This window comes from Exiguobacterium sp. s50 (genome assembly GCF_018618175.1).
GTDB classification, from domain to species: Bacteria; Bacillota; Bacilli; order Exiguobacteriales; family Exiguobacteriaceae; genus Exiguobacterium; species Exiguobacterium chiriqhucha.
In genome coordinates, this window is record NZ_JACSLP010000005.1 from 112,123 (window position 1) to 131,219 (window position 19,097).

At 51.7% G+C, this 19,097-nt stretch carries 20 protein-coding genes; 9 read left to right on the top strand and 11 right to left on the bottom strand.

What is annotated here, in order from left to right:
• Positions 1–25: 25 nt before the first annotated feature.
• A complete protein-coding gene (locus KNP68_RS08835; protein WP_029596296.1) occupies positions 26–823 on the bottom strand; it encodes a glucose 1-dehydrogenase in 798 nt (265 codons plus the stop codon).
• A 192-nt stretch (positions 824–1,015) separates the two neighbouring features.
• Here KNP68_RS08835 and KNP68_RS08840 point away from each other — a divergent pair, with 192 nt between their 5' ends.
• Positions 1,016–2,338 (top strand): hemolysin family protein, encoded by a 1,323-nt coding sequence (locus KNP68_RS08840; RefSeq protein ID WP_035385700.1) that lies wholly within the window; start codon positions 1,016–1,018, stop codon positions 2,336–2,338.
• 192 nt (positions 2,339–2,530) lie between these two features.
• Positions 2,531–3,523, top strand: a complete 993-nt coding sequence (locus tag KNP68_RS08845; RefSeq protein WP_021068063.1) for a 5'-3' exonuclease — start codon at positions 2,531–2,533, stop codon at positions 3,521–3,523.
• A gap of 13 nt (positions 3,524–3,536) precedes the next feature.
• Here KNP68_RS08845 and KNP68_RS08850 read toward each other — a convergent pair whose 3' ends face one another.
• Positions 3,537–4,337 carry a VOC family protein gene (locus KNP68_RS08850; RefSeq protein WP_029596298.1) on the bottom strand — a complete coding sequence of 267 codons (801 nt, stop codon included), beginning with the start codon at positions 4,335–4,337 and terminating at the stop codon, positions 3,537–3,539.
• A gap of 106 nt (positions 4,338–4,443) precedes the next feature.
• Here KNP68_RS08850 and KNP68_RS08855 point away from each other — a divergent pair, with 106 nt between their 5' ends.
• The 3 genes from KNP68_RS08855 (at position 4,444) to KNP68_RS08865 (ending at position 6,249) form a co-directional block, all read left to right on the top strand.
• On the top strand, positions 4,444–4,770 hold the full coding sequence (locus tag KNP68_RS08855; protein WP_021068061.1) for a winged helix-turn-helix transcriptional regulator: 327 nt from the start codon (positions 4,444–4,446) through the stop codon (positions 4,768–4,770).
• Positions 4,771–4,833: 63 nt separating this feature from the next.
• Positions 4,834–5,841: a S66 family peptidase gene (locus tag KNP68_RS08860; protein WP_214799395.1), complete on the top strand. Its 1,008-nt coding sequence runs from the start codon at positions 4,834–4,836 to the stop codon at positions 5,839–5,841.
• A 198-nt stretch (positions 5,842–6,039) separates the two neighbouring features.
• Positions 6,040–6,249: a hypothetical protein gene (locus tag KNP68_RS08865; protein WP_242678974.1), complete on the top strand. Its 210-nt coding sequence runs from the start codon at positions 6,040–6,042 to the stop codon at positions 6,247–6,249.
• A gap of 24 nt (positions 6,250–6,273) precedes the next feature.
• Here the strand turns inward: KNP68_RS08865 and KNP68_RS08870 are convergent, their stop codons facing one another.
• The 4 genes from KNP68_RS08870 to KNP68_RS08885 form a co-directional block, all read right to left on the bottom strand.
• The gene (locus KNP68_RS08870) at positions 6,274–6,570 is read right to left on the bottom strand and encodes a DUF3817 domain-containing protein (RefSeq protein ID WP_029596302.1); all 297 of its coding nucleotides are present in this window, start codon (positions 6,568–6,570) and stop codon (positions 6,274–6,276) included.
• Positions 6,571–6,652: 82 nt separating this feature from the next.
• On the bottom strand, positions 6,653–7,156 hold the full coding sequence (locus KNP68_RS08875) for a DoxX family protein (RefSeq protein ID WP_029596303.1): 504 nt from the start codon (positions 7,154–7,156) through the stop codon (positions 6,653–6,655).
• A gap of 191 nt (positions 7,157–7,347) precedes the next feature.
• Positions 7,348–7,761: a pyridoxamine 5'-phosphate oxidase family protein gene (locus KNP68_RS08880; RefSeq protein ID WP_131471649.1), complete on the bottom strand. Its 414-nt coding sequence runs from the start codon at positions 7,759–7,761 to the stop codon at positions 7,348–7,350.
• A 126-nt stretch (positions 7,762–7,887) separates the two neighbouring features.
• Complete coding sequence (locus KNP68_RS08885; RefSeq protein WP_016507985.1) at positions 7,888–8,088, bottom strand: cold-shock protein; 201 nt, start codon at positions 8,086–8,088, stop codon at positions 7,888–7,890.
• 267 nt (positions 8,089–8,355) lie between these two features.
• Between KNP68_RS08885 and KNP68_RS08890 the strand changes: the two genes are divergently transcribed.
• Positions 8,356–9,954, top strand: coding sequence for a glycoside hydrolase family 55 protein (locus KNP68_RS08890; protein WP_214756407.1), 1,599 nt, complete (start codon positions 8,356–8,358; stop codon positions 9,952–9,954).
• Here KNP68_RS08890 and KNP68_RS08895 read toward each other — a convergent pair.
• Positions 9,918–10,424, bottom strand: coding sequence for a flavodoxin domain-containing protein (locus tag KNP68_RS08895; RefSeq protein ID WP_214709715.1), 507 nt, complete (start codon positions 10,422–10,424; stop codon positions 9,918–9,920). The genes KNP68_RS08890 and KNP68_RS08895 overlap by 37 nt on opposite strands.
• Before the next feature lie 103 nt (positions 10,425–10,527).
• Positions 10,528–12,177 carry a glycoside hydrolase family 13 protein gene (locus KNP68_RS08900; protein ID WP_131471653.1) on the bottom strand — a complete coding sequence of 550 codons (1,650 nt, stop codon included), beginning with the start codon at positions 12,175–12,177 and terminating at the stop codon, positions 10,528–10,530.
• 114 nt (positions 12,178–12,291) lie between these two features.
• Between KNP68_RS08900 and KNP68_RS08905 the strand changes: the two genes are divergently transcribed.
• From KNP68_RS08905 to KNP68_RS08915, 3 genes are all read left to right on the top strand, one after another.
• Positions 12,292–13,071, top strand: a complete 780-nt coding sequence (locus KNP68_RS08905; RefSeq protein ID WP_035385701.1) for a helix-turn-helix domain-containing protein — start codon at positions 12,292–12,294, stop codon at positions 13,069–13,071.
• A gap of 82 nt (positions 13,072–13,153) precedes the next feature.
• Positions 13,154–14,494 (top strand): globin family protein, encoded by a 1,341-nt coding sequence (locus tag KNP68_RS08910; RefSeq protein ID WP_214756408.1) that lies wholly within the window; start codon positions 13,154–13,156, stop codon positions 14,492–14,494.
• Positions 14,495–14,513: 19 nt separating this feature from the next.
• Positions 14,514–15,410 (top strand): class F sortase, encoded by an 897-nt coding sequence (locus KNP68_RS08915; RefSeq protein WP_214756409.1) that lies wholly within the window; start codon positions 14,514–14,516, stop codon positions 15,408–15,410.
• A 96-nt stretch (positions 15,411–15,506) separates the two neighbouring features.
• Here the strand turns inward: KNP68_RS08915 and KNP68_RS08920 are convergent, their stop codons facing one another.
• From KNP68_RS08920 to KNP68_RS08930, 3 genes are all read right to left on the bottom strand, one after another.
• Complete coding sequence (locus tag KNP68_RS08920; RefSeq protein WP_021068048.1) at positions 15,507–16,214, bottom strand: ABC transporter ATP-binding protein; 708 nt, start codon at positions 16,212–16,214, stop codon at positions 15,507–15,509.
• On the bottom strand, positions 16,214–17,851 hold the full coding sequence (locus KNP68_RS08925; RefSeq protein ID WP_214799397.1) for an ABC transporter permease: 1,638 nt from the start codon (positions 17,849–17,851) through the stop codon (positions 16,214–16,216). The genes KNP68_RS08920 and KNP68_RS08925 overlap by 1 nt, the downstream gene beginning before the upstream one ends.
• Before the next feature lie 134 nt (positions 17,852–17,985).
• Positions 17,986–19,056 (bottom strand): Fe(3+) ABC transporter substrate-binding protein, encoded by a 1,071-nt coding sequence (locus KNP68_RS08930; protein ID WP_021068046.1) that lies wholly within the window; start codon positions 19,054–19,056, stop codon positions 17,986–17,988.
• Positions 19,057–19,097: the final 41 nt, after the last annotated feature.

Below are 19,097 nucleotides of genomic sequence, written 5' to 3' on the forward strand. Positions count from 1 at the left end.
CGCTTGACGCGGAGCCTCCCTTTTATCATTGCACTTTATTTTCAGGACCGAATGATGGATAGAGCGACAAGCCTCCGTCCGCGAAAATCGTCGCGCCGGTGACGTATGATGACTCGTCTGAAGCAAGCCATGCCGCAACGGCCGCAATCTGTTCCGGACGACCAATCTCATGAGTCGGGATGAGCGCCTCGAGCCCTTTCTTCTCTTCAGGGTCTTGCATTGTCTCTTCATTGATTGGTGTGTCGATGGCGCCTGGTGCGATGCCATTGACACGAATTTTGTTCGGTGCGTACTCGAGGGCGACCGATTTCGTGAACATCTTCACGCCACCTTTACTCGCCGCATAATGCGTATAGCCTGGACGTGGAATCACTTCGTGCACCGATGACATGTTGATGATGTTCCCTTGAATCTCATGGTCGACAAAGTATTTGAGGGCGGCACGTACACCGAGGAACGTTCCCGTCAAATTCGTGTCGATGATTTTCTTCCAGTTATCGAGCTCCATCTCGTGCGTCTTCGCCTCGACCTGTACGCCGGCATTGTTGACGAAAATGTCCATCTTCCCGAACTCCGATACGGCCGTTTCAATCATCTTCTCGGCGAGACCCTCTTCGGCGACGTCCCCTTTGACCGCGACCGCTTTCCCGCCAGCAGCCTCGATGCCTTCAATGACTTTGTTCATCTCGTCCTCGCTGCTACGATAATTCAAGACGACATGAACCCCTTCCTTCGCATATCGTTCCGCGATGGCGCGCCCGAGTCCTTTCGAACTCCCGGTGATGACCGCGACTTTTCCTTTTAGTTCTGGATAGTTAGCCATATCAATTCCTCCTTCGTCTCTTCTCGATTTGTAGTTCCCTCATTCCCCTCTTGTCGAAACCTTTCCGCCTGTTTTTTGAATATTTTTGGTAAATCCACTATACTGAAACAAACTATTCGTTTTCAGGGATTCTCCTGAACGACATACGACTTAACGTTAATGGAGGTGACTCCCCGATTTTTGGGGGAATTTTTGGACAGTCCCATGTTACTCAGCTTATTGATCGTCGCCTTGCTCATTTTTATGACCGCCTTTTTCGTGGCAGCCGAATTCTCCATCGTCAAAGTGCGTGGGGCCCGACTCGACCAACTCGTGCTCGAGGGGAACCGACGGGCCGCTGTCGCCAAGAAAGTGATTGAGAATCTCGATGACTCGCTATCGGCCTCACAGTTCGGCATCACACTCGCTGCCCTCGGGCTAGGCTGGATTGGCGCGGACCAAATCGAAGGGATGATTCAACCGCTCGTCGACCGCTTGAACGTCTCATCGTCGCTCGCGACCATCCTATCTTTCTTGATTGCCTTCTTGCTGATTGCCTTCTTACACGTCGTCATCGGGGAACTCGTCCCGAAAACGCTTGCTGTGCATGAAGCCGAACGCTTGACGTTACTCGTCGCCCGACCGCTCTATTTCTTCACGAAATTACTGTATCCGTTTATCCATGTGTTGAACGGGACGGCCCGGTTGACGTTGCGCTTGTTCGGCGTGCAGACGACCGCGCAAGAAACGGCGCACTCGGAAGAAGAACTTAAGATCATCATGACCGAGAGCTTCCGCAGCGGAGAAATTAACGAGAATGAGCTCGCCTACGTTCAAAACATCTTCTCCTTCGACGAACGGATCGCCAAGGACGCGATGGTCCCACGAATGAACATGGTGACCATCGACGAAGAAGACTCGATTGAGACGATTATCGCTACCGTCCAAGAACATCAATACACCCGTTATCCGGTCACGCGTGATGGCGACCGCGATGACGTGCTTGGCTTCATCAATGCCAAACAATTATTCACCGCTCAACTCGTCAAAAGCGATGCCCCGTTCGAGACGTTCATTCATCAGCTGCCGCTCGTGACGGAATTCACACCGCTCCAAGAAGCGATGGTGAAAATGCAGAACGCGCGGACGATGATGTGTCTCGTCATCGATGAGTACGGCGGCACGGCCGGTCTCCTCACGATCGAGGACATCCTCGAAGAAATCGTCGGAGAGATTCGTGACGAGTTCGACCGTGACGAACAGGCTGAAATCACCGAGGTCACACCCGGTCATTACCGCTTGTCCGGTCTCGTCTTGACGCAAGAGATTGAAGAACGGTTCGGCATCGAAATCGAGGATGACGTCGATACAATCGGCGGTTTCGTCTTATCGCAAAAAGCGAATGCCCGCACCGGTGAACGGTTCGTCTTACCGGGCGAACATGAACTGATCGTCCGTGAAATCGACAATCACCGCGTCGTTTTCGTCGATTTGATTTTAGCCCATAAAGACGAGATTCAACCTGAACTCGACTGACTCAATGGACTGCCCTCCCCGATTTTTCGGGGAGGGCTTTTCGTGGAGCGGTCGAACTGTCGCTATATTTTCATGTCTTGTCGTGATATACTGCACATATGTTGCTAATTTGAGTGCGTGTCACTCATTGACACAACATCACCGAACAGTTCATCAATGTTCGGTCCAACAACTACAGAAAGAAGGTTACGCATGGAACGTAAACTATTTTTAATTGACGGAAACTCCATGCTGGCCAGTGCCTACTATGGTGCCGCCGCGAGCCGAACGAAAAAAGGACGCGAGGTATCTAAAAACGATCGGAGTGCCGTCATCGGTATGACCGGCCTCATCCGGACGATTCTACGCAGACATCGTCCGACTCATTTCGTCGTCGTGTGGGACGTCTCACGTGAAACATTATGGCGCCGCGAGCTTTATCCAGGCTATAAACGCCGTCGCCGCCAGACACCACCCGAGTTGAAAGCACAAATGGAACTCATGCGCCAATTGCTTGAAGAGAGCGGCATTCCGCAATATCAAGTCGAAGGCTATGAAGGTGAAGATTTGATTGCTCATATCGCTCGGAAGTTCAGCTGTAGCGCCCCTGTCGTCATTATGACGAAAGACAAGGACTTGCTTCAGCTCGTGAGCCCACGCATCACCGTCTGGCTTCAAACGCAAGAGCTGCAACAAATGCAGGCTCGTTGCGACATCAAAGACAATCGCCCGCTCCCGCTCAAGCGACATCTCGAGATTCGCCCTGAGGAGATTGCGGCATTGTACGAGGGATTGAAGCCAAAACAGCTCTCAGCAGTCAAAGCATTGACAGGAGACCGTTCAGACGGGATTCCACCTGTGGCCGGATTAGATGAAAGTCAATCGGTCCAGTTAATCAAACGCTTCGGTTCGCTCGATAAGCTCTATACGGCGCTCAGCGTCAAAGGCGACAAACGACAATTGATCAATGAAACGATCGCGGCACTGACGTCAGAAGAAGTGCCCCGTAACTTGAGACGCACACGTAAAAAGGCCGAGCGCAACATGGAGCTCGTCCGTCTCGATGTCACGGTGCCAGAACTTGAACACTTGAAACTCGCTCATCTTGAGCTCAGTATCAATTCAAAACGTGTCGAACAAGCGTATCAAAAGCGCGGCATTCGCCTCTCGTTTGATTCAAGTCAAAAGAAAATTTCAGCACGCTAAAAAAGCGCGGACATTAGTCCACGCTTTTTATATTGACCGTGATGCCGTCGTCATCGGTGAGCGACCATTCCGATGTCGTCCCGCCGAGTTCGCGATTCGTGGCCGTATCGACTAAGAGCGTCCACGCCTCCAGACCGGCCTCTTGTCCCATCGGCTGGCTTGGTCGGGCCCAGACGTTCGCGCCAATGTGGTGATGATACCCGTCGGCCGCTAAAAATAAGGCGCCCGGATACGAATCGGTCGTCACCTTGAAACCGAGACGATTTTGATAGAATAATTTTGCCGCTTCTAGGGAACGTACTTTGAAGTGGACATGCCCCATCGTCGTCCCGTTCGGAAGACCCGTGAACGGACGGTCGGCCGCCGCCTCGAGCATCGATTCATATTCAACTGGGTCCGTCGACATCTTCACATGACCGTTCGCTTCATATTCCCACTGCTCGCGAGGACGATCGGCGTAGAGCTCGATGCCGTTACCTTCCGGGTCGCTCAAATAGAACGCCTCACTGACCAAATGGTCGCCTTGTCCGACTTCAATCCGTTGTTCAATCAAATGACGAAGGATCCGTCCGAGTTCGACGCGGTTTGGCAATAGGATCGCCATATGGAACAAGCCAGCTGTTCGTGGATTTGGACGCACGCCGCTCACTTCATGTAAGACGACGAGCGCCATTTCCTTCGTTCCGAGCGTGACGCGATGTTCTGACGTCTCGAGTACATCCATTCCGATGACGCGCTCATAATATGTTTTCATCGTTTCTAAATCGCTGACGCGCAATGTGACGGCGCCGAGTTTAATGTTTGTTAAGTTCATCCTTGATCACCTCTTTCTCAGTATACCCGCTAAGTAGAATCGACAGAAGACGGCACAAAAAGGTGGTATAGTTACCTCAAGGATACTATAGAGAGGAGTGAGACTGATGCCATTGATTTCAAGTTGCGAAGTCGATACCGCGCTCGAGCTGATCACGGGGAAATGGAAACCGTCGATTTTACTCGCGCTCATTAATGGGGACACGTTACGGTTCAGCGAATTGAAACGCTCGCTCCCAAATATCAGCCAAAAGATTTTGACGGCACAGCTTCGCGATTTAGAGGAGCAAGACATCATCATCCGAACCGTCTATCCCGAAGTTCCGCCTCGTGTGGACTATCGCTTGAGCGAGTATGGGAAGACGTTGATTCCGGTGCTCGAGACGATGAACGCTTGGGGCATCCAACACGCAGAACGTATGCGTCAAAAATAATTGTCCACATGTGGATAACTCGTTCCCGCATTCCCATCTATCACTTATCCACAGGAGGCTCACATGATTCGTTATCCACAATTGACCGGACATCACTTCGGTGTGACGGCCCCTTCGTCTGGCGTTCCCGCTGAATTACATGGACTGCTCCATGAGGCCGAGGCGACATTCTCCCGCCATGGGTTCACGCTCCAATTCGAGCCATCGGTCTGGACGCAAGACAAAGCAAAATCGGCACCAGCAGAAGTCCGCGCCGATGAATTGACCCGGTTGTTCCACAATGATGCAATCGATTTGATTATCCCGCCATGGGGCGGCGTCCTCTTGATTGAGTTGCTAGACGCTATCGACTGGGACGCGCTCCCACCGAAATGGATGCTCGGCTATTCTGACGTCAGCTTATTCCTATTCGTGTACACGCTCAAGACCGGTATCGCTTCGGCCCACGGGACGAACCTTGTCGACCTACGCGGCGAAGAATGGGACGCGACAAGCTCGCGTTGGCTCGACGTCGTATCAGCAAAAGAAGGCGAGACGGTCATCCAGCTCGCCTCGGAACAGTTCCAAAAAGAGTGGCAGCATGAGAACCCAAGCCCGCACGTCTATCATTTGACCGAACCGACGGAGTGGAAATCACTCGGCGGGACAGAAGCGACCGGACGACTGCTCGGCGGCTGTATCGATGTCCTGATGCATACGATTGGTACACCGTACGGCGACGTCGCCACGTTCCAACAGACCCATTTGAACGGGGAGCCGATCCTTTGGTATTTCGAAAACGCCGAGCTCGATGTCCCGGCACTCAAACGGACCCTGCTTCAAATGAAGTGGGCCGGTTGGTTCAATCATACGTCTGGCATTCTGTTCGGGCGTAGCGCGGCCCAACAGCCCGTCCAAGGCTACACGGCAGAAGACGTGTATACGGAACTGCAGGAATTGCTCGACGTACCTGTCATTTACGATATCGATTGCGGGCACGTCCCGCCGCAAATGACACTCATCAACGGTGCCCACGCCTCGATTCAAGTCGAGGACGGCAAAGGGACACTCATTCAAACGTTCAAGGGCTGACGCGTCAGCCCTTGATTTTTTGTAATAGTTCGGTCAAATGCGTCCGGTAGAATCCTTCTGGGAGCTTTTCGACGGCTTCACGTATAAACGGGATTAACTTCTCCCCACATCCGTTTAAGCGGATTCTTCATCATCCGCATCAATATCCCCATTCAGCTCTATTTACAGACGAACACGGAACCAGGTTATCTCGGTCGCGTGATCGGTGTTCTCGAATCCCTCGCCATGGGCATCACACCGTTCGGATTCATCGTGTTTGGCCTATTGAGCGAATGGATGCCGGTCGCTTCACTCTATACGATTTGTATGCTCTGCCTGCTCACCATCACGTTGTTCGCGATGTATCGGATCCGTCACGACATCTCTGCCGAAAAAGCAAATGTGTCAGCGAAAGCAGAAAGTGCGTGAACACAAAAAGACATCGAACGTTTTTCAGTTCGATGTCTTTTCTGTTGATGGAAGGACGCGTTTCTCTAACAAGAACGGTCCGAGTGGGATGACCGACGCCATGACGGCGAGGACCAACACTTTGAAGCCCCAGTTGAAACGCCATGCCATATAGACGGCTGCCGCCACGTAAGCGACGAACAGGAAACCATGGGCCGCGCCGACGATGCTGACAGCGAGCGGCATGCCCGCCAAATACTTGAGCGGCATCGCGATGAGCAACAAGAGTAAGAAAGACACTCCTTCTGTGTATCCGAGCCATTTAAAATGTGTCGCGTTCATATTCGTTCTCCTTTTCAATCGATGCTACGTTCATCGTAGCCGAAAGTGGTGAGGTTTGTCACAGGAGAACGTCATAAAGTCGTTACGCTATTTGACGATTTGGTGAACGATGCATGACTTTTGTTTCCACGAACTTGCGAAGGAACAATCCATCGACGCCAAGTTTACCAGCATTGTAGCCTGCGACGAGAATGAGGACTGATACGATTAACATCGTCGGGTTCGTGCTGACCGTACCTGAGAGCAAGAACGCCATGTTCATGACGAGACCGAAGAAGGCTGCGCTACGTGTGAGGGCACCCACTAAGAGTCCAAGACCGACTAGGAATTCACCGTATGGGATCAACACATCGAACAAGGCTGCGTTCGGGATGGCGAAGTTTTCAAGGAATGCTGCCCACCAACCGGCAACGGCTGGGTGATCACCCGTGGCGAGAGAAGCTGCGTTTTGAAGATATCCTTCTGAACCAAATCCGCCTGTGATTTTGCCCCAACCTGCTGTGAGCCAGTGATAGCCGAGCCAGACGCGAAGGACTGTCAAAATACCGGTGGCGACGTTGTGGTTCTGCCAAAATTTTGTGAACATGATAATTCCTCCTTAGAATGAGTGAATGATGACTTATATGTGATTACATTCACAATATACCATCCATGTTCATCTTTTCACATAGGTTAGGACAAAAGTTCACGTTTCGTTCATATGTGTGTCACAGGTCAGTCACTTTTTGGAAATTGGTCAATTACAAAAGACGCCCACTCGGGACGTCTTTGTTTGAATTACAGGTTCACTTCTTGAGGCGGCTGTCCTTTTTTATTCATCACGCGCATCGATTGCGGCGAGATTTTTAAGATGACGAGTTTTGGATCATCCGGACCGTCGAACCAACCTTCGAGTTTCTCGTTCCATACCTTTTCTTTCATCGATTCATCGTCAGATACACTCGTCTCGCCTAAAATCTCGAGGTACGTATCCCCGACGCCGTCCCCGTCATAGCCAATCAAAATATGCGTATACGGATTATTTTTCAGTTCATCCACTTTATCCGTTTCTTTCGAAGTTGCGGTGTAGAGCGTCAAGTCATCATGGAAAAATGTCATATAACGGCTGTGCGGCTTCCCTTTATAAACCGTTGCCATTGTCCCTACGTTACTATGATCTAAAATCTGTTTTGCCGTTTGCATTGCATCCATTCTGAAAAACCTCCTTGTGGTAGTCACTCGTATATTGATTCCCCCGGGGCAAGTGATTAAACACGCGGACAACAAAAAACCTGCTCGCCGAAGCGAGCAGGTTATAAAATTCCTTAGAAAGGAAGATTAGATTTTTTCAACGTTAGAAGCTTGTGGTCCACGAGCTCCGTCAGTGATTTCGAAAGTTACTGCTTGGCCTTCTTCAAGTGTCTTGAAGCCGTCGCCTTGGATTGCTGAGAAGTGTACGAATACGTCGTCTCCGCCTTCCATTTCGATGAAGCCGTAACCTTTTTCTGAGTTAAACCATTTTACTTTACCTGTGTTCATAATGAACCCTCCTGAAATAAACGCTGTGCGTTCTAGTAGTGCCTTACTAGAAAAAACTGACCAATAAAAAATCACAAACCTCTAGGATTATCTTAAACGAAAAATAATCCAAAGCGTTTTGTGAATTATGTTTCCAGCTATTCTTAATTAAGCACATATAGAATATATCATGGATAAATGCTTCTGTCTACTAAATACTTCGGTTTGCTAAAAATACTTCTAAAACGGGTACATCCAATTGTAGTGAACGCTAGGAGGATGAACCATATGACAGCATACATTGACCGTTCGAACATTGCCGCCACGATCGCCCAGCATTCGAATTGGGCACTTGATAAGTTACTGACGGAAACACTCGATTGGCATGAGGCGACTCGACGTACGGCCTATCCCGATCAAGCAAAAACTTATCTCTCCCATTTGCCAATGACGGAGCGTATCGTTCCAGTGACGAGTTCGTTGCCGCTTGAAATAGTAGAAGGAATCGTCCGCCCGGTGTGGATGCGCCGGCTCGACGCCGAGCACTTGAACTTGAGACAAATGACGCGTCAGCACGTCGACGTCACCGATTATGGCGCCATCGGGGATGGGCAGACGGATTGCACGCTCGCTTTTCGGCTCGCCCTCAGGTCGAGCCGCCACGTCCACGTGCCGGCCGGCGTATATATCGTCCGCGGCATCCGTATCCCGTCGAACTGCGTGCTCGAAGGGGCCGGCCAGCAGGAAACGATCATCAAGCTCTCAGACCGGGCACCGAAACATCGACGATTACTTCGAAATGCGACTCCCTTCGCCGGCAACCACCATATCGAAGTCGCACATTTGACGCTCGACTGGAACGTGGAGCGCCTCGGTGACGTCGACCGGACGTCGAGTGGCGATACCGCTTCGAGCGCGTTGACGTTCGCGCACGTCAAATTCGGTTGGATCCATCACGTCACGGCGAAAAACGCGGGACTGCATGCCTTTGATATCACTGCACCCCACTATCATTACTTGGGAGACGGATTACGCGCCAAAAAAGGCAGCCGCTACGTGTGGCTCGATCATTGCGAGGCGACGAATTATGGCGACGATGGCATCACGACCCACCATAGTGACGCCATCTATATCACGAACTGCTATTGTCATCATCCACACGGACGCACCCATGCCCATGGATTCTCGAACTCGAACGGAATCGAGATTGATGACGGGTCACGCCATGTCACACTCGTCAACAATATGAGCGAGGGTTGCTTCGGGGGCGTCGAAGTGAAGGCGCACGGGACGTCTTCAGCCGCTCACGACGTCCACATATTCGGACACTTCTCATATCACGATAATCGCTCGTTCAACTTCCGGCACATCAGCCACCACTTGGCTGATGATCCGCAGTCGAAGACGGCACGCTTCCTTTCAGGGACGAACCTCGTCTCGATGGAGCCGGTCCGTTCGAGTCTTTATAAGAAGTCTTCTGCGCGTAGCCTCGTCATATCAGCGTATCAAGACGTGTTCATTCACGGGTTCACGGCGATTGGGAATCCTGAATATGACTATCGTGGAAATCCGGCGCTCGCCGTTCAATACAAGTCTCGGAACGTCCGCTTGAAACGGATTGCGGCGAGCGGGTTTACTTCGGGACGGGCCGACATCGAACTGTTCGGCGGCGATAACCGGACCGATCACGTCACGATCGAGGACGTCATTTGCCGTAACTCGGCCCCGGTCGCGTTGAAAGTCGGCGGGCAATTGACGAACGTCATGCTCCGTCGGATTGAAGGCGAACAAAAAAGTGGAGATGTACTCATCTCCACGAGTAGCCCGATCGAGGCCCATGATTTATTCGCTTATGGGTTTTCCGATCGCGTACGCAATGACGCTTGAGCCGACTCGACGAGTTCATCGAGCATCGCCTCATCTAAATTGAGTGAACTCACCGTCTGTTTCGCCATCATGCGGACGATGGCTTTGTCGAGAAAGCCCATTCGTTCGAAATCATAGCCGTTGCCGACGACTTCGACGAAATAAGCATGTGCCCGCAACACTTCTCGATAAGCATCCTCGAGTTCTCGTTGCCGTTCGGCCGCAGTCGGCGTACCGGCACATAAATAGAGGCCGAGCGGTCGTTTGAGCAGTTGGGTTTCGTTCCTGTGCAGCCAAGCCGTCATCTCGTCTTGAATTTTGCCCATCCGGATCGAGCTGCCGACAATCACATGATCGACCGTCTCCCACTCGACATCCGGCTGCTCGACTACATTTTGGATGTGAACGTCTCCTGGAAGCCGCTCCGCCAACAAATGAGCAACTTTCTCACTCGTCCCGTAGCGGGTCGAATAAGCAATTAACGTATTCATCGTGTTTCCCCCTTTCGGTCAGACTCTACTATCCCTATTCCCGAAACGGGTCATCTTTACTAACGACACAACAAAAACTCGCCAAGGAGGCGAGTTTTTTTCGTCACACTTTATACACTTGCGCTTCGTACGGACGAAGCGTGAACGGCTCGATTGGTTCCATGTTGCCGATGACGCGTTCTGTCACGTCATACGGCAGCTCCCGCGTCACCGTCTCAGCTGAGAAGTTGCAGAGCACGAGCCACGTCTCGCCTTCGAACGTACGTGTGAAGGCGTATACCGCTTCATCGTCCGGCAGCAACAACTCATACTTCCCGTAAACGACAATCGGATGTTGTTTCCGGAGCTGAATCAATTGGCGATAGTAATGGAAGAGCGAGTCCGGATCGCGTCGTGCCGCTTCCGCGTTCACGGTCACATAGTTCGGGTTGACCCCGATCCAAGGCGTGCCGGACGTGAATCCGCCTTGCGCCTCGGCCGACCACTGGACCGGCGTCCGTGAGTTGTCGCGCCCACGTGCGTGAATGCCGCGGAAAATCTCATCATGCGTCAACAGTCCGTTCGTCGTGTAATCCCGATACGCGTTGAGCGTCTCGATATCGCGGTACTCATCGATCGAGTCGAACGCCACGTTCGTCATCCCGAACTCTTCACCTTGATAGATGTAAGGCGTCCCTTTCAACATGTGCAGGAGCGTCGCCAGCATCTTACCGGAGACGACACGGTATTCGTCCGAGTCGTTCCCGAACCGTGAGATGGCTCGCGGTTGATCATGGTTGCTCCAATAGAGACTGTTCCAGCCATCTTCCTCAAGACCTTCCTGCCAACGCGAGAAGATTGTCTTCAAATCCGTCAACTTCCAGTCCGTCGGGTTCCATTTGCCGAAACTGCCGTTGCCGACGTCGACGTGTTCGAAATGGAACACCATGTTCAACTCATCACGGTCTGTTCCCGTATATAGCTTCGCCTCATCGACGCTGACGCCAGGCATCTCACCGACCGTGATCGTATCGTATTTCGACAAGACCTCACGATTCATCTCCTGCATGAACTCATGGATGCGCGGTCCGTTGAAGAAGAACGGTGTGCCGTCCCCATAACCTGTCCCACGCGTCTCCCCGTCTGGATAGCTCGGATCTTTCGAGATCATGTTGATGACGTCCATCCGGAAACCATCGACCCCTTTATCGAGCCAGTACGTCATCAAATCGTATACTTCACGGCGCAACGTCTCTGACTCCCAGTTCAAGTCTGGTTGCTTTTTGCTGAACAGGTGCAAGTAGTATTCGTCGCTTGCCTCATCGTATTGCCACGCACTCCCTCCGAAGAAAGCACCCCAGTTCGTCGGTGGCTGACCGTTCTCGCCTTTTTTCCAAATGTAGTAGTCTCGGTACGGGCTGTCTTTTGAGGATCGCGATTCCATGAACCATTGGTGTTCGTCCGACGAATGGTTGACGACGAGGTCCATCATGATTTTGATGCCGTGACGATGCGCTTCTTCGAGCATCGCATCGAAATCGTCCATCGTTCCGAACTCATCCATGATGGCCCGGTAATCGCGGATGTCGTATCCGTTGTCGTCGTTCGGTGAATCGTACACCGGCGATAGCCAGATGACATCGATGCCGAGTTCCGCCAAATACGACATCTTCTCAGTGATTCCAGGGATGTCCCCAATCCCGTCACCGTTCGAGTCATTAAAGCTACGCGGGTAAATTTGATAGACGACCGCTTCTTTCCACCATTGTTTCATGTTTCATCCTCCTCATACGTTCTGTCGATTTCATCGTACCCGCTCGTCGCCTTGATTTCTATCCATGATATGATGAAAATATGCACGATTTTGCTATTAAGAAAGGATGATTCGATGGAAATTGGCTTTTGTGGCTATTCGTATCATACAACGACCTATACTTTTCCTTTTCCCAATCGGTTGGAGACGTATTTGATTCGCTTGCAAACAGAAGGCACGGCGCGCATCGTCGTCAATGGGAAGACGTATACGGCACGGCCTGGCGACCTGTTGCTCGTTAAACCTGGTGACGCGTACGAACTGCATGTCGATACCCCGGCAAGCGGGGATTATCATCTTTTCTGTGACGGTCTGACCCTCGATGCATGGTGGGTGGCGGTCGATCGTTCCCGCATCACGTCCATCTCGATCGACCCTCGCTTGTTGTCACTCTGGCAGCATATCACCGAAGAGGCGCGACGCCCGACGACTGAACAAAGTCCGGACTTGATTGAAACACTGATTGAAGCCTTGCTCCTCATGCTCGACCGTTCAGTCCAAGAAGTGCAAGCAAACGTGCGACCACCTGTCGTGTCACGCATGATGCGTTATATAGAAGGAAACGTTACAAGCGACTTCAAAGTGGCGGACGTCGCCGACGCGGTCGGGCTCAGTGTATCGCGGACCGTCCACTTATTTAAAGAAGTGACCGGTATGACGATTGTCGCCTATGCTCAATCGATTCGACTCCAGCTCGCCGAAGAACAGATGCAGTATACCCAACACTCTCTCGAACGGATTGCCGAGCTGTCCGGATTCCGCTCCTATCCATATTTTCATCGTATCTTTAAACGAAAATATGGCGTCGCACCAGGGGTTTATCGCACACTTCAACAAAAAAACGAAAAAAAATAAAAAAAGAGTGATCCATTTTTTGAACCGCTCCGTTAGATGGGTGTAAACAACGACAACCACTCAAAAAAAGGAGCGATTACCCATGAAGAAGAAAACAATGAACAAGATTGTAGCACCGGCACTCGCACTCGGCTTACTCGTACCATTGAATGCACAGGCAGCGGATCACGCACCGACAGCAAGCACACCAGCAGGTGACTTACGAGCCACGCTCGACCAATTACTGTCTGAGCATTACGTCTTAGCCGTCACATCGATGATGAAAGCATATGATGGAGCACCAGACGCTGAAGTCGCGATGAAGGCACTCGATCAAAACGCACTCGACATGACACCGGCCATCGCTTCAATTTATGGAGATGAGGGCGCAGCCCAGTTCGAAGACATCTTCGCTGGTCACAACGACTACTCAGCTGACTTCGTTGAAGCGGCTAAATCAGAAGACAAAGAGCTTCGTGCTGACGCTGAAGCTGAGGTCGACGAATTCGTCGAAGAGTTCTCAACATTCCTTGATGCAGCAACAGAAGGTAACTTACCGAAAGACGCTGCTGCTGACGTACTTGAGCTTCACGAAGACCAAGTTCTCTCAGTATTCGACAACTATGTCGCAGGTGACTACGAGTCGGCATACATGACGTACCGTGAAGGGTACAAGCTCATGTTCGACATCAGTAAAGCCCTCTCAGGCGCAATCGTCACACAGATGCCTGACAAATTTGAAACTGCTGCTGACACACCAGCCGTCGAGCTTCGTTCAACATTGAACAGCCTTGCTGGTGAACACTTCGCACTCGCAGCAATCGGCATGCAAAAAGGCTACGATCAAGCAGAAGACTTCGACTACGTGAGCTGGGCTGAAGATCAGAACACACTCGATTTCAAAGCAGCCATCGGTTCAGTCTACGGTGATGAAGGTGCGGCCCAATTCGAAAAAGTATGGAACGGGAACCACATCACAGCCCAAGGTGACATCGTTGCCGCTACACTCGAAGGCGATGAAGCTAAAATTGAAGAAGCACGCATGAAGCTCGACCAGTTCGCTGTCGATTTCAGCACATTCCTCGATGCAGCGACAGAAGGTAACTTGCCACAAGAAGCTGGCCAAGAAGCCATCAAACAACATGAGGCCCTCGTGCTTCAAACGTTCGATCAGTATGTAGCTGGTGACGCGGATGCCGCTTGGATGTCATTCCGTGAAGGATACGCGTTCATGTTCGGTGTTGGTGAGACACTCGGTAACGCGATCGTGACACAAATGCCTGACAAGTTCGCTGAAACAACAATGCCTGAAGAGATGCCTGAAACAGGTCTCGGTGGTGCACAAGAACAATCAATGAACACGCTCTACGCTGGCCTTGCTGTACTTGGCGGAATCTTGCTCGCCTTTGTAACGCTTCGTAACCGTAAACAATCTGTTCAATAATCAATAAGGAGGGAGCCCCATGAACAAGCGCCATTTGTTTCTGGCGCTCTCTCTCTTTTGTTTTGGCTTCTGGACGTGGACGAGCGCCCAAGAATCGTCGTCACCACCTGTAGAAGAAAAACAAATAGAGGAGAGCCCAGATTTATCGGCTGAATTCTCACTTCTACAGGAAGAGGTGAAGAAGCTCCGATTAGCCGAGGAAGAGGAAAGTGCCAAGGCCGCGACACCCGTCCAACTTCAAATCCCAACCGTTGACGTCGACACCGCGATTGAACAAGTCGGTGTGCTCGACAATGGACAGATGGGCGTCCCAAAAGACGAGAACCAAGTCGGTTGGTTCGAACCGGGCGTCAAACCCGGCAGTAAAGGCAACGCCGTCATCGCCGGACACGTCGACAGCAAGACCGGCCCCGCCGTCTTCTATGAACTCGATCAGCTGAAGACAGGCGATGCCGTGACGATTATCGACGAGACCGGTAACACGTTGCGGTTTCGTGTCACAAAGACAGAGAGTTATGACACGAGCAACGCCCCGATCGAAGCAATTTTCGGTGCTACGTCGAGTCGGCATTTGAACTTGATCACGTGTTCCGGCACCTTCGGAGACGGCGGCTATGACCAACGTTTCGTCGTCTACACCGAACTCGTCGATAGCGAGATCAAGTCGACAGTCGAACTCGACGCACCGACGAGCGTCGAACTCCGCGGGAACTTATTGACGTGGCACGCCGTCCGTGACGACGCCGTCATCGGCTATCGCGTCTACGAAATGGTCGACGGTGAAGCGACACATATCGAAAGTATCCCGTCGCACGCCCGGAAGAGCATCGAAGTCACGAACGAGCAGGCAGCGTATTACGTGACAGCGATCGATCAACTCGGGAACGAGTCGAGTCCTTCCGCACAGACGAAGTGATGATCGAAGCACCCACAGACCGCCATCTGTGGGTGCTTTTTATCAACTTGCAACTTCAAGCAAAAAAGCATCCCTCGATGAGGAATGCTTTTTCGTTTAGACGAAACACGGAATCTGCGGGTTGAACGTCTTATTGTTCTCCGTCATGATCTGTTTTTTGATTTTGCCTTCGCCGAGATAGACGATACGGTCAGCGAGCGCCTCCGCGTCCTCTTCATCGTGGGTAACGAAGATCGTCGTCGTCCCCGTCTGTTTGAGGAGGCGGCGCAAATCGTCCCGAATGCGATGTTGGAGCGACGTGTCCAAGTTGCTGAACGGCTCATCTAAAATGAGGAGCGATGGTTTCGGTGCGAGCGCACGCGCGAGCGCGACACGCTGTTGCTGACCACCACTGAGCTCATACGGATAGCGGTGACGGAACTCGGACAGGTTTACGAGCGTCAGCATCTCTTCGACACGCTCGTTCCGCTCTTTCCGGCTCAATTTATGCAGACCGAAGCGGATGTTCTTCTCAACGGTCATATGCGGGAAGAGCGCATAGTCTTGGAACACCATCCCGACACCACGCTGTTCAGGCGGCATGAACTGGCAATCGTCGCAACAGACACAGTCGTTAACGACGACGACGCCTTGATTCGGCATCTCAAGCCCTGCGATGAGGCGTAAAATCGTACTCTTCCCAGAACCGCTGTCACCGAGAAGCGAGACGATTTCACCTTTCGTGATCGAGATTGAGAATCCTTTAATCGTCTCGGCTTGCGCACCTTTATAGCTGAAGTGTAAATCGTTGATTTGAACAAACATTAGTCGTCCTCCTTATCAAGCACCTTATGGAACACAAAGATCAACAGTCCGCTCATGAGCACGATGACGATTGAGGCGAGCGCTGCCTCATGTATCTTCTCGTCACTGACATATTTGAACGCCTGTGTGGCGAGCGTCGAAAAATTGAATGGCTGTAAAAACAGCGTCAGCGGCAATTCTTTCATAATATCGATAAAGACGAGGATGAACGCGCTCATGATCGCCCCTTTAATCATCGGGATATCGACCCGGAAGAACGTCTGTACCGTCCCCCACCCGAGCATGCGTGACGCTTCCGTGAACGACTTCCCGACTTTCTCAAATCCACTCTCAATCGAGTTATAGCCGATGGCGAGGAAGCGGATGACGTAGGCGAAGATGAGCATGATGAGTGTCGTTCTGAATACGAACGTCTGGCCTAAGTCCAAAGCGAGCGCCACGTTCAACACCCACTCATCAAGCAGCAAGAACAACGTGATGACGGCGATGGCGATGGCCGCTCCCGGGATCGAATAACCGAGCGTCGTCACTTTCGAGATGACGCGTGTCATGTTCGACGGGAACAGGCGCGTGTAGTTCGCGATGATGAGCGCGAACACGAGAATGATCACGGTCGCAATGAACGCCACGCTCACCGTGTTCCAGACGAGGCGGAAAAACTCGGCCGTGAACACTTGCTCGAACGTCAATACCGTCCAAGCGACGAGTTGTACGAACGGGATGAGAAACGCGACGGCGAAGATGGTCGCCACATAGCCGAACACGGCGTAGCGGTGCCACCCGGTCAATTGTCTCGGTTTAAGCGGCTTCACTTTTGTCGTCGCATAGCTGAACTGCTTCCGCCCCCGGACGAGCCGTTCCATCGTCAAGATGGCGATAACAAGAATCATGAGCGTCCCGGCGAGTTTGAGCGCCGAGGACGTATCTTTCATCCCGAACCATGTACTGAAGATGGCCGTGCTGAACGTCTGAATCCCGAAGTATTTGACGACCCCATAGTCGTTCAATACTTCCATCAAGACGAGGCTGACCCCGCCGATGATGGCGACGCGCGAGATCGGGATGACGACAGTGAAGAAGATGTCCCATGAGCCGCGGCCGAGGATGCGGGCGTTCTCAATCATCGAGGACGATTGATTGTGCAGGAAGGCCCGCGTGATCGTATAAATGTATGGATACAAGAACAGCGTGAAGATGAACACCGTCCCTTGAATCGTCATGATGTTGAAGTACGTCTGGTCGACGGTGATACCGAACTCATTGCGCAGCGTCGTCTGGATGACGCCCGTATAGTTCAAGATTCCATGATACGTGTATCCACCGATATAAGGTGGGATGGCGAGCGGTAAGATGAGCGCCCATTTGAAGAACCGACGGAACGGAAAATCATAGACGGTGACGAACCAAGCCAAGCTCGTCCCGATGATGGTCGTCAACAATCCGGTCGCGAGCATGATGAACAGCGTATTGCGCACATAAGTCGGTAACAAGTACTCGCGGATGTGTTGCCAGTTGTCGTTGACCGGTGCGAACAGTTCGACCAAGACGACGACGCCTGGCAGGACGATGAACACCAGCGCGATAAAGCTGAGGATGGACCATCCATTCAGTTGTCGTTTCAGCGCGTACCAGTTCATGTCGTACAACTCCCGTTCTTTCGTTCAGTCACTTCCTGTCCCATCATATCAGGTTCAACGCTCTCGTTGTACCGCTAGCGTGTCGAGAAACGCAAAAATCTTCGGCCTGAACGTTTGTTCAAGCCGAAGTCTTCTTATTTCCAGCCCGCTTCGTTGAAGAGACGGATGGCTTCTTGTTGATGTTCTCCAAGTGCCGAGAGGTTGATGTCTTGCTCTTTGAACTCACCCCATGATTGGAGGAGTTCGTTCGGTTCAACCGATTCGTTGACCGGATACTCATAGTTCGCGCTAGCGAACTGTTCTTGTGCTGACGGATCAGACATGAATTCCATGAGTTTCTTCGCGTTATCTGAGTTCTTCGATGCTTTTGTCATCGCGATTCCTGAGATGTTCACGTGTGTCCCCGTCGTGTCTTGGTTCGGGAAGAAGACGCCGAGTTGCTCAGCCACTTTCTTCTCTTCCGCGTCTTCCGAGTTCAACATGAGACCCATATAGTATGTGTTCATGATGGCGACATCACCTTCACCGGCCACGACTGCTTTCGCTTGGTCACGGTCGTTTCCTTGTGGGTCGCGTGCAAAGTTGTTGACCATACCTTTCGCCCACTCTTTTGCCTGGTCGACACCGTTCACTTCGATGAACGAGGCGAGGAGCGAGATGTTGTACATGTTCTCAGACGGACGGACGAGAACTTTGCCGTTCCACTGTTCTTCTGTGAGTGCTTCATACGTTGACAAGTCTTCTGGTTTCACGCGGTCTTTCGCATAGACGATGACACGGGCCCGCTTCGTGAGACCGAACCATTCTTTGTCTGTGTCACGGTATTTCTCAGGGACGTTTGACTCAAGCACGTCGCTATCGACCGCTTGCAGATGTCCTGCTTCTTTCGCTTGATACAAGTTCCCTGCATCCGCTGTGATGAAGAGATCGGCTTCCGTGTTGTCGCCTTCTGTGTTCAAACGCTCGAGCAACTCATCGCTTTTCCCTTCGACGACGTTGACTTTCACGCCTGTCTCTTCTTCGAACTGCTTGTAAAGCTCTTTATCTACATCATAGTGACGGCTCGAGTAAACATTGACGACTTTTGACTCTTCTGCTGTCTCGTTGTCGCTTGAAGTCGTCGTTTCTTCTGTGCTAGCGCAAGCCGCAAGAAGTGATGTCGTGAGCGCAGCCGAAAGGCCAAGTGCCATGTACTTTTTGTTCATTTCATAATCCCCCACTTATTCATCTCTAATATTGGTAATGA